General features: G+C 64.9%; 13 protein-coding genes. 5 read left to right on the top strand and 8 right to left on the bottom strand.

What is annotated here, in order from left to right; translation table 11 throughout:
• Positions 1–114 precede the first annotated feature (114 nt).
• From Q9R02_RS05235 to Q9R02_RS05225, 3 genes are all read right to left on the bottom strand, one after another.
• Positions 115–1,431, bottom strand: coding sequence for an MFS transporter (locus tag Q9R02_RS05235; protein ID WP_305995599.1), 1,317 nt, complete (start codon positions 1,429–1,431; stop codon positions 115–117).
• A 189-nt stretch (positions 1,432–1,620) separates the two neighbouring features.
• Positions 1,621–2,610: an NINE protein gene (locus Q9R02_RS05230; protein ID WP_305995598.1), complete on the bottom strand. Its 990-nt coding sequence runs from the start codon at positions 2,608–2,610 to the stop codon at positions 1,621–1,623.
• A 115-nt stretch (positions 2,611–2,725) separates the two neighbouring features.
• On the bottom strand, positions 2,726–3,424 hold the full coding sequence (locus tag Q9R02_RS05225) for a queuosine precursor transporter (RefSeq protein ID WP_305995597.1): 699 nt from the start codon (positions 3,422–3,424) through the stop codon (positions 2,726–2,728).
• 201 nt (positions 3,425–3,625) lie between these two features.
• On the opposite strand from Q9R02_RS05225, the gene Q9R02_RS05220 reads away from it, so the two are divergent.
• Genes Q9R02_RS05220 through Q9R02_RS05205 form a run of 4 tightly spaced genes read left to right on the top strand, consistent with a single transcriptional unit; the run spans position 3,626 to position 7,105 of the window.
• Positions 3,626–4,402: a hypothetical protein gene (locus Q9R02_RS05220; RefSeq protein WP_305995596.1), complete on the top strand. Its 777-nt coding sequence runs from the start codon at positions 3,626–3,628 to the stop codon at positions 4,400–4,402.
• Entirely contained in the window at positions 4,399–5,799 is a 1,401-nt protein-coding gene (locus Q9R02_RS05215) for a PGAP1-like alpha/beta domain-containing protein (RefSeq protein ID WP_305995595.1), read from the top strand. Before Q9R02_RS05220 ends, Q9R02_RS05215 begins: the two co-directional genes overlap by 4 nt.
• A gap of 7 nt (positions 5,800–5,806) precedes the next feature.
• Positions 5,807–6,238 carry a hypothetical protein gene (locus Q9R02_RS05210; RefSeq protein ID WP_305995594.1) on the top strand — a complete coding sequence of 144 codons (432 nt, stop codon included), beginning with the start codon at positions 5,807–5,809 and terminating at the stop codon, positions 6,236–6,238.
• Positions 6,239–6,271: 33 nt separating this feature from the next.
• Positions 6,272–7,105: a hydroxymethylpyrimidine/phosphomethylpyrimidine kinase gene (locus tag Q9R02_RS05205; RefSeq protein ID WP_305995593.1), complete on the top strand. Its 834-nt coding sequence runs from the start codon at positions 6,272–6,274 to the stop codon at positions 7,103–7,105.
• 81 nt (positions 7,106–7,186) lie between these two features.
• Here Q9R02_RS05205 and Q9R02_RS05200 read toward each other — a convergent pair whose 3' ends face one another.
• From Q9R02_RS05200 to Q9R02_RS05190, 3 genes are read right to left on the bottom strand one after another with little or no spacing between them, the layout of a single operon-like run.
• Positions 7,187–7,669, bottom strand: coding sequence for an SRPBCC family protein (locus Q9R02_RS05200; protein WP_305995592.1), 483 nt, complete (start codon positions 7,667–7,669; stop codon positions 7,187–7,189).
• Between the two features lie 52 nt (positions 7,670–7,721).
• Positions 7,722–8,702: a TIGR03086 family metal-binding protein gene (locus tag Q9R02_RS05195; protein ID WP_305995591.1), complete on the bottom strand. Its 981-nt coding sequence runs from the start codon at positions 8,700–8,702 to the stop codon at positions 7,722–7,724.
• Complete coding sequence (locus tag Q9R02_RS05190) at positions 8,699–9,028, bottom strand: ArsR/SmtB family transcription factor (protein ID WP_305995590.1); 330 nt, start codon at positions 9,026–9,028, stop codon at positions 8,699–8,701. The genes Q9R02_RS05195 and Q9R02_RS05190 overlap by 4 nt, the downstream gene beginning before the upstream one ends.
• A 79-nt stretch (positions 9,029–9,107) precedes the next feature.
• Between Q9R02_RS05190 and Q9R02_RS05185 the strand changes: the two genes are divergently transcribed.
• Positions 9,108–9,653, top strand: a complete 546-nt coding sequence (locus Q9R02_RS05185; protein ID WP_305995589.1) for a hypothetical protein — start codon at positions 9,108–9,110, stop codon at positions 9,651–9,653.
• Between the two features lie 247 nt (positions 9,654–9,900).
• Here Q9R02_RS05185 and Q9R02_RS05180 read toward each other — a convergent pair whose 3' ends face one another.
• Positions 9,901–10,770, bottom strand: coding sequence for a hypothetical protein (locus Q9R02_RS05180; protein WP_305995588.1), 870 nt, complete (start codon positions 10,768–10,770; stop codon positions 9,901–9,903).
• 4 nt (positions 10,771–10,774) lie between these two features.
• Positions 10,775–12,913 carry a BREX system Lon protease-like protein BrxL gene (gene brxL / locus Q9R02_RS05175; protein ID WP_305995587.1) on the bottom strand — a complete coding sequence of 713 codons (2,139 nt, stop codon included), beginning with the start codon at positions 12,911–12,913 and terminating at the stop codon, positions 10,775–10,777.

Here is a 12,913-nt window from a genome sequence, read left to right as displayed (position 1 = left end):
CACGGATACGACGACGGCGCGCGGCCACTCTGGTGCCGATAGACCGGGGGGAGGTCTGCGCACCTGAGCGCCACACGCCGTCGTCGTCTGAACGCCGTCTGGGGGGTGACTGCGTCAGTCGAGGTCTTCCGGCCGGTCCTTCGGCAGGAAGAAGATGTACACCACCAGGGACAGGGCGATGGTGATGGTCACGTAGGTGAAGAGCCATTCCTTGTGCCCGGCGGAGGAGAGCCACTCCCCGATCAGCGGGGTGGTGCCGCCGAACAGCGAGTTCGCCACCGCATACCCCAGCCCCACGCCGAGCGCACGGACCGAGGACGGGAACAGTTCGGCCTTCATGATCGCGTTGACCGAGGTGTAGTTCACCACGATCAGCAGCGCCGCCACCATGAGCAGGAAGGCCGGGAACGGGTCCCGCACGGTGGCCAGCGTGGACATGATGGGCCAGGTGAACACCGTGCCCAGGACGCCGAAGACGATCAGCAGGGTCCGGCGGCCGATCCGGTCGGACAGCAGCCCGAACAGCGGCTGGATCAGCATGAACAGCAGCAGCGCCCAGAAGTTGATCACGGAGGTCTGCGCCTTCGGGATGTGGGAGACGTTGTTCATGTAGCTGAGGATGTACGTCGTGTACAGGTAGAACGCACAGGTGCCGCCCATGGTGAAGAACACCACCACCAGGAACTGCTTCCAGTGCTTGGTGAACAGGAGCTTCAGGGTGCCGGGCTGGGCATCGCCGGGGGCCTGCGTGGCGGCGCGCTGTTCGCTGGTGATGGTCTCGTCCATGGTGCGCCGCAGCCAGAGCACCACTAGGGACGCCACGGCCCCGATCACGAATGGGATGCGCCAGCCCCAGGCCTTCAGCTCAGCCTCGCCCAGGGTCTGCTGCAGGATCACGAGGGTCAGCAGGGCCAGGACCTGCCCGCCCACCAAGGTCACGTACTGGAAGCTGGAGAAGAATCCGCGCTTGCCGCTGACCGCCGCCTCACTCATGTAGGTGGCGCTGGTACCGTACTCGCCGCCCACTGAGAAGCCCTGGAGGAGCCGCGAGGCGTACATCAGGACGGTGGCCCAGACGCCGATCTGCGCGGCGGTGGGCAGCGCAGCGACCATCAGGGACCCCAGGCCCATGAGGCTGACAGACAGAGTGAGCGCGGCGCGGCGGCCCTTCCGGTCTGCGTAGCGGCCGAAGAACCAGGAGCCCACCGGCCGCATGAGGAAGGTCAGGGCGAAGGTCAGGTAGGCGTCGATCTGCGCCTGGACGGGGTCCTTGCCGTTGAAGAACGAGCTCGCGAAGTAGGAGGAGAAGGCGGCGTAGACGTAGAGGTCGTACCACTCGATCAGGTTGCCCGCCGAGCCCTTCAGGATGTTCGCGACGGCGCGGCCCATGGTGGGCTGCTTCGCCGGGGCGGTGACGCGCGTTCCGGACATTCCTCCACCTCTTCCCCGCGGCGCACCGATGTGCCACAGCCGCGGGCCACGCTACCGGCGCACCTCCCGCGGCGGAGAGGTATTGGTCATATTGTTCACGCGGACGCTGACGGCGCGGACTGACGGAACGACGACGGCGGTGGGCCACCTGGGAAGGTGACCCACCGCCGTCGCGCGCTTGCTGAGCGGTCAGCCTGCGTTGACGTACAGCGTCAGTGCGTCCTTGGCGAAGCTGCTGTCCTTGACCGTGATCGCGGTCTTGCCCGGGGCGATGTCGAACACCACGTAGCCCTTGACCTCCTGGCCTTCCGGCACGGCGCCGTCCTTCAGGACCGAATCGTCGAGGTGCTGCGCGAACGTCGTGTGCCCGGCGCTGTCCTTGGCCTGGAAACCGAGGGTGGGCTGGGGATCGGTGGCGCCCGCGACGCTCTTCCAGGTCACGTCCATGATCAGGTAGCCGCCGTTGAACGCGTCCACGGAATCGATCGACTTCACGAACTTCATGCCATTGATGGTCAGCTCGGCCTTCTTGCCGTCGCCCATGTCCAGCGGGATCGGACTGCCCTGCTTCACCGTGGTGGAGGACCCACCGTCAGCCTGGCTGCCCGTGCCGGTGGAGGCGCCATCCGTGGCGCCGTCCGTGGAGGTGGTGTCGATGGGCTTCTGGATCCCGGCCGCCGTCTGGAGCGCGATCGACGAAGCCGTGGCACCGGCCACAATTCCGCCGACACCGCCGAGGATCACCCACACGATGGACACGATCAGCGCCACGGCCTTGTGCTGCTGGTAGCCGCGGAGCGCGAAGCCCTGCTTGTCACGCTGCTTGCCGAGAAGGACCAGAATCAGGTCGATCAGGGACCAGATGCCGAAGCCGCCGGCGGTCACCAGCTTGACGATGCCGGTCCCGATCTTGCCGAGGTAGAAGCGGTCGATGCCGAGGCTGCCGAGCAGGAGGGCGAGGATCCACGTGACCACGAACGACTTGGAGCCCTCGGCCTCAGGGGCCGACGGCGCGAACTGGGTGGGGGCTCCGTACTGGGTGGGGGCTCCGTACTGCGTCGGGGCTCCGTACGGCGGAGTCGCGGCCTGCGGTGCGCCGTACGGAGCAGGCGGGACAGGGGGAACCGGCGGGACCGAGGTGCTGCCGGGCTCGCCGGCGGGAGGATACGGGTTGCTCATGAGGGGCCTTTCGGGGAGCGGGCGATGCGGCGGGCCCGGATATGTGCCACGGGCTTACTTCCACCGAATGGATCATACCGGGCGGCCGGTATTCACAGCACCCGCTCCCCGGGGCTCAGGCGCCGTAGCTCGGTTCGCGACGCTTGATCGCGCGGATGACCAGGGCCGTGACCGGAATCAATGCGTACTCCACCAGGGTCTTGTAGAGGAAGCCCACCAGTACGTAGTTGATGAAGGTGGGTGCGTCCGTGATGCCGATGACCGGCGCGGCGATGGAGCAGAAGATGAGCGTGTCCACGAACTCGCCCACGCCGGAAGAGCCCATCAGGCGCGCCCACAGGGTCTTCTCCCCGGAGCGCGCCTTCATCCTCACCAGGATCCAGGAGTTGATGGTCTGGCCGGCCAGGAAGGCCACCAGGGAGGCCAGGACGATCTGCGGGACCGGGCCGAGCGCGCCTTCCAGTGCGGCCTGCTTGGCACGGCCGTAGTCGTCGTCGAAGCCCGGCAGAGCGATGATCACCCAGTAGCTCAGGGAGGCGAAGACCGAGATGACGAAGGTGGTGATGATGGCCTTGCGGGCCACCTTGAAGCCGTAGACCTCGGAGATCACATCGCCCAGGACGTAGGCGAGCGGGAAGAGGAAGAAGCCGCCATCGGTGACGATCGGGCCGAAGACCACGCCCTTGGACGCGCCGATATTGGACAGGATGACGATCACCGCCATGATCGCGAGCAGGATGCCGAAGAAGGGGCTGCCGATGGATGCGTACCGGGCCTTGCCCGTGGCCACAGTGGCCTGCGCGTTCGCGCTCATGGGGATCTCATTCCAATAGTGGTTCGCCAGGGCCGTGAAGCCCCGCTGTATTAGCACTAGCTCGGCGACCGTCTCGGTTTCGCCGCCCACCATTGTTTCACGGTCATCCCCATGGGCACCCCTGCCCATGGCGGCGGAGACGGCCCCGGGATACGGTGAGGCCAGCACTCACCACCACCTCGCACCCCTGACGGAGACACCATGGCCGCCCTGCAGCCTGAAATATCCATCGAAATGAACATCCTGAGCTGGGCCCTCGCCGTGTCGAAGGCCGGCGGGCCCTCGGAAGCCCCCGCCGGACTGCCCGCGGACTCCCTCCCAGCACTGGAGCAGGAGCTCCGCGCACTGGGCCTGACCGACGACGACGGCGCGCTCACCGAGGACTGGCGGGACACCATCCGCCGCGCCTCCGAAGCTCCGGTCACCGCGAGCGTCGTGACGCGCACGGGCGGCGTCTCCTCGCACTGCGACATCGGCTTGTTCGAGGGGCGCGGCCTGGCCCGCACCACCGCCCGGAGCGTCCATGCGGAAGCCGGCGGGGAGATCGCCGTGGACGGCATCGCCGAGCGGATGACCGTGGCCCTGTTCCCGCAGGACGCGCTGTGGGAGGTGGTGTCCCGCTCCATGCCGGAGCTGCCCGAGCTGACGTCCACCGCGATGCCGGCCCTCGGCACCGAGGAACGCATCGCGGTCTCTCCCGCGATGGCGGCGGAGCTGGATGCCACGGGCCGCGCCACGGTTCAGACCGCCGTCAGCACGGCAAGCTCGCAGAGTTCCCACCTCTGGATCCTCACCGACCGCCTGGCCGAGGTGAAGACGGTGCCCCACGCGGACGGCGTGACCAGCGCGGAAGGTGAGCCGGCCGGCGTCGTGCTCCTCCCCCGCGAGCCTGGCGCGATCGCCCGGGAGCTGGTATGGGATGTGCTGGGAGCGTGGGACTTCCTCCGCGGCGCCGCCACGGCGGGGGTGGGCGCATGAGCATCTATGGGATGGACGTCGAGCAGGGCAAGGCCCTGGGGAAGAAGCTGGACCAGGGTGCGGACACACTCATGCAGCTGAGCAAGGAACTCAGCTCGCTGCTGTCCTCGAGCCCGTGGGACGGCCCGGACGCGCAAGGATTCAAGCGGGACTGGAACGGTCACCGGCAGACCCTGCTTTCGGCGTCGAACGCCCTGCACCAGGCGTCGCGGACCATGAAAGAACAGGTCCGGCAACAGGAGCAAGCCAGCCAATCCGGCGGCGGGACTTCCGGCGGTTCCGGCGGTCATCACGGAGGCTTGCCCGGCTGGCTCACCGGCGCCGGTGGCTGGCTCCTGAACGACGAACGCTCTCCGCTGCACAACCTCCTGGGCGCCGGCCGGGAGGAGCTGGATGCGCTCGGGAACTTCGGGCGCATGGGCCTCGACGCGCTGATCCACGGTGAACCGCCCTCGATCACCCAGCTGGTGGCCGGTGGATTGAATCTGCTCGGATCGTCGATCAATCTGGGCGTCACCGGCCTGACGGACGGTCTGGTCAATCCGCACATCTTCGATGACGGGACACCGGCCGCCGGCGATCCGCATCACGTCGGTGTGGCCGGGATGCACAATTCGGTCAAGGGATACGACGACACCCCTGTGCCGAACAGCCTGTCGAACATCATGAGCGGGGTATCCGCCGCCTACCAGGACAGCGGGCGCCCAGGCACTCCGGACAACGCCGTCCGCATCACCGCCGTGGACAAGCATGACGGGAACGGGCCCGCCTACATCGTCAGCATTCCGGGCACACAGACGTGGAACCCGTTGAGCGGTTCCACCCCCATGGACCTCACGGGCAACCTGGTCACGGCGTCGGGTGGCATGTCCACCATGAGCCAGGCCGTCGAGCGGGCGATGGAGAAGGCCGGGATCCCCGCCGACGCACCGGTGATGCTCGTGGGCCATTCCCAGGGCGGCATGACGGCCGCTGCGCTGGCCTCGGATTCCGAATTCCGGGACCGCTTCAATGTCACCAACGTGATGACCTACGGATCGCCGGTGGATTCGACTCACATCCCGGACGGCATTCACACGCTGGAGATCCAGCATGCCACCGACGTCGTTCCGAGGCTGGACCTTGGCAACGCGAAGCCGGGACCTGGACCCTTCGGGATCATGCCGTGGGCACGGGACAATAATGGAACCGTGGTGACCCTGCCCGATCCCCCAGGAGTCGGGGCCCTGGACGCGGCGGGAAACCATGATTTCAACAACTACGCGCGATCGGTGGCGGATCACATGAACGTGGCGCCGCTCGCGAACTACCAGAATGACGCGTCCATGCAGCGGTTCATCACGAATGATCCGAATCAGGTGACGGCAACGACCTCCGACGTCGGACGAAAGATGTGAACTGCTCATGCGCACACTGAAAGTGGTCCTGCTGATGGGAATTCTCGCCGCCCTCCTGAGTGCCTGTACGGGAAACAGCAAGAACGACGACGCCTCCTACGCTGAGAAATACAAGGGCGCCGTCACGTCCATCACACATGTCCAAAGCGTCGACAGCAGCTACAAATCGAACGCCGGGATGGGACGCACCGGAGACGTGTTCATCACGGCGGACACCGATGACCGGACTGCAATGCTCGCGCTGCTCAAAAAGGCGTTCCCCGCGATCGTGAACGCCGCCGCGGGCGATCCGGAGGCCCGGCTTGAAATCAGGGTCACGTCCTCCACGGGCGATTACTCGGTATCCCCGCTCGACCTGGGGTACTCCTCCAGCCTGCAAACCCTCAGCAGCTACCGCGACTTCCTCACGGCGCACCCGGAGCTGAACAGCGCCGGGTGACCGGCCGGCGTCGAGCGGTGGCAGGATGGTGGCATGACCACCACCGTTTCCCCTGCCATCGCCCTGACCATCGCCGGCTCCGAAGCCACCGGCGGCGCGGGCGCACAGGCCGATCTGAAAACGTTCCAGGAGCTGGGCGTGTTCGGGATCGTGAACCTGACCTGCATCGTCTCCTTCGACCCGAAGAACAGCTGGAACCACCGCTTCGTGCCGGTGGACCAGCAGGTGATCGCGGATCAGCTGGAGGCGACGACGGCGGCGTACGGGCCGGCGTCGGGCGCTGACAGTGTGCTGGACACCGTGAAGATCGGCATGCTGGGCAGCCCGGCCACCATCTCCACCGTGGAGGGCGCGCTGAAGGACGGCGGATTCCGCAACATCGTGCTTGACCCCGTGCTGATCTGCAAGGGCCAGGAGCCGGGCCACGCCCTGGACACGGACCAGGCACTCAAGGCTCAGATTCTGCCGCTGGCGACGTTCGTGACGCCGAACCACTTCGAGTCCGAGTCGCTCTCCGGCATGAGCATCTCCACGGTCGAAGACCTGGTGGCCGCCGCGAAGAAGATTCACGAGCTCAGCGGAGCGGCCGTGCTGGCGAAGGGCGGCGTGCGCCTGGCCGGCGAGGACGCCGTGGACGTGTTCTACGACGGCGAGACGCTGGAGATTCTCTCCACCCCGAAGGTGGGCGAGGTGGCCGTCTCCGGCGCCGGCTGCTCACTCGCCGCCGCGGTGACCGCCGAACTGGCGAAGGGCGCCACGCCCTTGGAGGCGGCGCGTGCCGCGAAGGCGTTCGTGACCCGCGGGATCGAGAACCGCGTGGCGTCCGGCGCCCCGTTCACGGCGCTCTGGCAGGGTGGGGCTTCCTAAAACCCCTCGCGAGAGTGCAAAAGTTGCCGCTGACCGTGCTGGTCAGCGGCAACTTTTGTCTTCTCGCGGGGGCCTTCTGGGCTATCCGCGCGTGGCGACGTCCCGCAGTGCCGACAGGCCCGACTCGAAGTCCTTGCCCACCATCTTGTCCATGCTGAACAGCTTGGCGAATGCTTTTGAGAACAGGGTCTTGTTCTCGCCGCTCATGGTCCAGGTGACCTTAGTGCCGTCGCGTTCGGGGACGAAGGTGAAGAGGGTGTGGTTGTTGTTCTTGAAGGGCTTGAGGAAGTGCAGGTCGATGTCGATGGAGCCGGCACCGTCCTCGGAGCCTTCCGGCGCCGTGGCGGCCTCGATGGTCATGTGGCCGGTGCCGGCCTTCTTACCGGCCCATTCGTAGTGCGCTCCGGGGCCGGACTCCGGGCCGCTGTAGCTCTTGGACATGTCCGCGTCCAGCTTCTCCCACGGGGACCAGGCGGACCACTGGTGGAAGTCGTTGACGTGGGCGAACACGTCCTGAGGAGCTGCGGGGATGAAGGCGCTGCGGGTGACGGCGAAGGTGCTCATGCACCCAGCCTAGAGCCGCGCAGCGCCGCCGTCACCGCCGTCGTCGGACATTTCACGCGACCGGCTGCCGACCGGTGAAGGCGATCAGCCGCTCGAGGCTGCCCGCCGTCTCCGAGACGTTCAGTTCGCCGGCGAAGCTGCCGCCCTGGCGGACGCCGTCGGTAATGGTGCGGCGGGCCAGGGTCTCGACGTTGGCGCTCAGCTCCTCGGCGACCTGCAGCGGCAGGCCGCACGCCGTGGCGTAGTCCCAGGCGTGGACCAGGAACTCGATGTTGAGGATCTGCCCGGCGACGACGGCGGGGATGCCGCCTGCGATGTCCACGGTGCCGTCGGTGCCGCGGTGGGTGAAGGCTTCGACGGCGGTCTGGGACAGGCCGGCGATGCGGTCCTCGAGGCCGGCGTCCTTGCGGTCCACCGGTGTGCCGCCGACGGCCGTGCCGATGGAGATGAGCGAGCCGGCGAGGTGGTCGGTCAGCTGGGCGACGGTGTATTCGCTGCAGGGGGTGGGCTTGTCCAGGTCGTCCGGGGTGACGCGGCGCAGCACGTCGAGGAGGACGGCCAGGGAGGCCTCGGCGGAGTTGAGCAGGCTCATGTCCTGCGGGAAGGCGGACCAGGGGTCGGCGCCGGCGCCCAGCTCGCTGCCGGCTGCGGCCGCGAGGCGCTCCATGAAGTGGTCCCAGCCCTCGGTGTGGCCGGGGACCTGCTCCGGGGTGAGGCCGTCGTGCTCGAAGAGCACATCGGTGCCCTCGCCGGCCGGAGTGAACGTGACGGTGACGGTGGAGGAATCCGGGGCCAGGCCCATGGCGTCGCCCTCCCAGCCGAAGCCGAAGACGACGCGCTTGCCGGGCTCGATCTCGCGGAAGGTGCCGACGGCGTGGTGGCCGGGGGTGACGGTCCAGCGGTATTCGCCGCCGAGGCGGAGGTCCACGCGGGCCACCACGGTCTGCCAGCGGCGGAGCCGTTCCGGCTCGGTGACCAGGGCGAACGCCTCGTCCGGGGTGACGGGCAGGTGGAGGGACTTGGTGTAGTTCATGGCGTGTCCTTGGGTTGGGGGTCTTTGCTGTCGGCGAGGCGTTGAGCGTCCCGGGCCAGAAGGTCCAGTTCGTCGTTCCAGAACTGCCCCACGAGGGCGCGGAGCGTGGCCATTCCGGAGGGGTCCAGGCGGTAGTAGCGGCTCCTGCCGTCCTTGCGTGCGGCGACGAGGCGCACGCTTTCCAGGAGCAGCAGGTGCTGGGAGATGGCGGAGCGGGTGACGCTGAAGTGCTCCGTGAGTTCGGTGACGGTCTGCTCGCCGGCGACAAGGAGGTGCAGGAGCCTGCGACGTGTGGGCTCCGCTGCGACTTCCAGTGCATCCGGCATGGTTAATACGTTAGCGACGGCTAACGTGTTAAGTCAAGGGGTCCGGAAACCCCAGATTGTACGGGGGTACCATACAGTTATGGAATCCGTCGACTTCCTGTGGCTTGAACGGCAGGCCGTCCAGTTGGGCGAGACGAGCGAGCGACTCCGTCAGGCCCAGCTCCGGGCTGCCCGGATGCGCCAGGAAGCGATGTTCTCGCTGCATGTCCTGGGTCTGTCAGTCCGGGGCATCGCGGCAAGGCTGGGTGTCAGCGCAGCCGTTGTCCAGGCCTCCCTGAAAGCAGCCCGTGATCGGAGACCGCGGCTCCGGGACCGTCACGAGCGGGTCCCGTACGAGTTGCACATCGCACTTCTGCAGAAACTCGACCAGGACGAAGCCGCGGTCAGGGAAATCGGGCGGGGTGGGGTGGAGAACCTGCGGAGCAGGGTGCGGGGATCACTCGCCGAGGGCTGGGTGGACCAGTGGGTGGCGCTTCTCGATGGACCTCTGGCCGAGCTCGAAGAGGCCATGCTGGAGGACTCGGAAGTCGGCATGGAGCTCAGACAGCTGAGCCCTTTCGCCGGAGCATTGTCCGAGCAGGAGCGGATCATCGCCCTTAAGAAGGCCGCAGCCCTTGCGACGTGAGGACTTGGAGCACGCCATCCGGGCGGCCACTGAGATCATCCGCCAAGACCGTGTGATCGTGATCGGGAGCCAGGCGATCCTGGGTTCCTTTGATGAAAGCCAGTTGCCGGCGGAAGCCACCATGTCCAATGAGGTGGACATCGCCCCACTCGACGATGATGAAGCGGAGCGAGAACGTCCTCCCACCGCCCGTATGCAAAGGGTCGAGACAATCAACCGAAATTATCCATGCACACACCTCAAAACATTAATCTCTCGCATCTAAACGATCAGATTTCTCCTTGAGGTGATCAACCAGCGAAATAGAGTCCAGGTAAAGATAGAAAAGCCAAGTCCACCACGCCTCGTGATCATACTCGCGGCGCTCGCCAGGCTTATTGTGTCGGATCCAGAACTTGTTTGCAATTTCGAATAACGCTCGCTCGTCCTCACTAAACAGATACTCCTTGACGTCAGGGCGAATATTCTCGAGCACATCAGCTAGGTCCCGAACTGCATCTCGGCGCTGAGTCGAACTGGAGGCCCGAGAGCGAAACTTATGGATTGCGGAACGCACATGGTCTTGGTTCGACTCACCAAGGTTCCGTGCATCCTCCAGCAGCAAAGGCTCAAGACCTTCAGGAGCCAGGCGCATGATCTGGCCCCCCGCAGTCAATTCGAACCCATCCTCCACGCGAGACAGGATTTCATTGACACGCCCTCTGTATTCCGACCTGCCTTGCTCAGCGTCGAATTTGCGATAGTGCCATCCACAGTCATTGAAGGTATGCAAGTACCCGCCGATCCGGTCGCCCTTACTGACATGGTCGTAAAGAAACTCGATGACGTCGAATAACTGGTCGTCAGACCAACTAGCAATTCGACTCTCGTTAAACGGCCAGACATCGTCGTACCCCAAAACAATTGAAATCCGATCTGATGCTCTTGGACCGAGGGTTCCTTGGACGAATCCCTCGTCTACGCAATCGTAGCCGAATGCTTGTTGAAAGAGGTCCATAGCCTCTAGTTCACTCCACAATGAAGCGAACAGGCGGCGAGTCTGCTCGGCGTTCAGGACAGAATGTCTCGGACTCCGTCCCATGCGCTCCGACCAATACGGCCGTGGATTTGTCGCCATAGTGCTAATCCTCTTCCCTGATGTACGTCACCCCGAAGGCGCGCACCTGGCGGAACTCTTGCCGGCTGCTGCCGAAGTCAAGCCAGCCGCCGTCGGACTTCTGGAAGATGTCGAGGCCACGCCCGAGGTTGATGCGCCAGCCAGTGTCGGTTCGGATCCATCGGTCATGACCACCCGGGTCCTTGGCGACGTCAAGCTTGATGCCTTGCTGGACAGCTCCCTGGACGATCGCAGTCAACATCTGCAGTTGCTTCTTCTCGTGATCTGGGTCGTCATCCAGCACAGTGAACAGCTTGAACGTGATCTCCTCAGCCGGGTCCTTCATTGCCGCGATCAAGGCAAGCAACTCCACCAGGTTTCGGCCCTGGTGCGCCAAGCGGATGTACGGATCGTGCAGTTCAATCTCCGTTGCTCCCGCAAGGTAGGGCAACAGCAGCGTTTCAAAGGAGATCCCTCGCTGGTTCTCGACGAAGTCGCGGTGCCCCTGGAATAGTTCTGCGTGCCTCGCCCTTTCAGCGACCGCCGGTGTCGGAGAAGGCGACTCACCCACACCGTCGACGCCAGACTCGTCGCCGGAGCCCGGGACCGCGCTCCAGGCTCGCCGGTAGAGCTGCGGGTATTGCCTCTCTTCGAGAGTCGCGACTTCATGCCAAACGCCCGCCTTATCGGAGTACCGGAAGTACACGGCAGTGTCACGCATGGTGGCGTCGATCCGCAGGATCGAGTCCTTGACGCGCTTGCGCCCTTCGATGGCGAACTCCAGCAGCGCTCGGATCTCCCCTTCAGCCGCTTCACCTGTTGGGTGCACCAGCTTCATCAGTCCGGAGAAAGTCTTGCGAATGCCGTCCTGGTCGCGGGTTGAGATCGAGTTGTCCAGAGTGAAGTAGCCCTTGTACTTGTCCGAGAAGTCCTCGGTTCGCTTCGCGCGCAGGATCTCGGCGAGGTAGTCGACCACGAATCCGTAGCCGGAGGAGAACATCTCAGACCGGATCGGCGCCACCTCCCAGCCCGGAATGTAGTGGTGGATGCGGTCGAGCCAAGCCGGGTCGCGATATGCCTCCGGCAGCTCATCAAAAAGGTCAGAGTTCTTGAGCATGTACGGCACGGTATGTGTGGTGTTGCCGATGAAAGCCATCGAGGCCTCGGCTCCATAGATGCTCGTGCCACGCGAAAACGACTTGTTCGCCAGGTAGTTCTTCATCACGTTGACGAGGTTCTGATCAGCGCGCCGGTTAGCGGCGAACTCGTCGAACGCAACGCAATCCCAGTAGCCGACCAGGCCGATGCGGCCACTCGCGTTGTTGACGAACAGCTTCGCGACGGTCACCTCGCCGCCGGAGATCAGGATTCCATTCGGGGAGAACTCACTGAACGTATGCGACTTGCCGGTACCCTTCGGCCCCAGTTCGACGACGTTGAAGTTGCGCTCAACGAAGGGGATCAGACGGGTCAGAGCGATGAGCTTGCCACGGTCGTTGAACTGCTCCGGGTTGAGACCGATCGACTGCACGAGCAGGTCGATCCATTCCTCGGTGGTGAACGACTTGCGGGCTTCGTAAAAGTGCTCGATGTCGACGCCGGCTACCTGGATGGGCTTCAAACTGCCGAGAATCCACGGCACGGCGCGCGGGTCGTCAGTATGGAAGTACTCGATGTCACAGATGCACCAAACGCCGCCGACAAGAAGCTTAGGGTTCCGGTTGACCGTGGCATCGTCAATGACGACGCCTTTGATCTGGAGGTTCTCGAAGTCCGCCTCGTGAACGTCGTCCTTCTCATTGAGCGTCACCGTGACCTTGTCGATCACACGATGGCGTCCTTTACGGCGGATCTCCGATTTCACGAACTTGTGCTCGTTGCGGTTGACGTAGTGGGTCGCCAGGATCTTCCGCACACTGTCGATGCCGGCCTGGATCGTCGCCTCGTGGTCTGATGCGGCATATTGGCCCAGGAGATACTCCAGTACGTATGACGGCACCACTGCATTCCCGCGGACCGCTTTCACCAAGTCCTTGCGAACGACCGCGCCGGCGAAGTGCCCATGGATCTTCTCGTCCAGAACGGACTTCACCGGGACCGTGCCGGCCACCTCGTCACCGGCCAGGGCATCCATCATGCCGAGAGCGTCTTCGAGATTCGTCAT

This window comes from Arthrobacter horti (assembly GCF_030731045.1).
Lineage (GTDB): Bacteria > Actinomycetota > Actinomycetes > Actinomycetales > Micrococcaceae > Arthrobacter_E > Arthrobacter_E nanjingensis.
The sequence above is the reverse complement of the archived record's forward strand: the minus strand, read 5'-3'. Positions and strand labels throughout refer to the sequence as shown.

Coding starts and splice junctions, on each gene's coding strand:
- Q9R02_RS05235 (WP_305995599.1), bottom strand. CDS start 1,431: ATGTCCGGAACGCGCGTCACCGCCCCGGCGAAGCAGCCCACCATGGGC.
- Q9R02_RS05230 (WP_305995598.1), bottom strand. CDS start 2,610: ATGAGCAACCCGTATCCTCCCGCCGGCGAGCCCGGCAGCACCTCGGTC.
- Q9R02_RS05225 (WP_305995597.1), bottom strand. CDS start 3,424: ATGAGCGCGAACGCGCAGGCCACTGTGGCCACGGGCAAGGCCCGGTAC.
- Q9R02_RS05220 (WP_305995596.1), top strand. CDS start 3,626: ATGGCCGCCCTGCAGCCTGAAATATCCATCGAAATGAACATCCTGAGC.
- Q9R02_RS05215 (WP_305995595.1), top strand. CDS start 4,399: ATGAGCATCTATGGGATGGACGTCGAGCAGGGCAAGGCCCTGGGGAAG.
- Q9R02_RS05210 (WP_305995594.1), top strand. CDS start 5,807: ATGCGCACACTGAAAGTGGTCCTGCTGATGGGAATTCTCGCCGCCCTC.
- Q9R02_RS05205 (WP_305995593.1), top strand. CDS start 6,272: ATGACCACCACCGTTTCCCCTGCCATCGCCCTGACCATCGCCGGCTCC.
- Q9R02_RS05200 (WP_305995592.1), bottom strand. CDS start 7,669: ATGAGCACCTTCGCCGTCACCCGCAGCGCCTTCATCCCCGCAGCTCCT.
- Q9R02_RS05195 (WP_305995591.1), bottom strand. CDS start 8,702: ATGAACTACACCAAGTCCCTCCACCTGCCCGTCACCCCGGACGAGGCG.
- Q9R02_RS05190 (WP_305995590.1), bottom strand. CDS start 9,028: ATGCCGGATGCACTGGAAGTCGCAGCGGAGCCCACACGTCGCAGGCTC.
- Q9R02_RS05185 (WP_305995589.1), top strand. CDS start 9,108: ATGGAATCCGTCGACTTCCTGTGGCTTGAACGGCAGGCCGTCCAGTTG.
- Q9R02_RS05180 (WP_305995588.1), bottom strand. CDS start 10,770: ATGGCGACAAATCCACGGCCGTATTGGTCGGAGCGCATGGGACGGAGT.
- brxL (WP_305995587.1), bottom strand. CDS start 12,913: ATGACGAATCTCGAAGACGCTCTCGGCATGATGGATGCCCTGGCCGGT.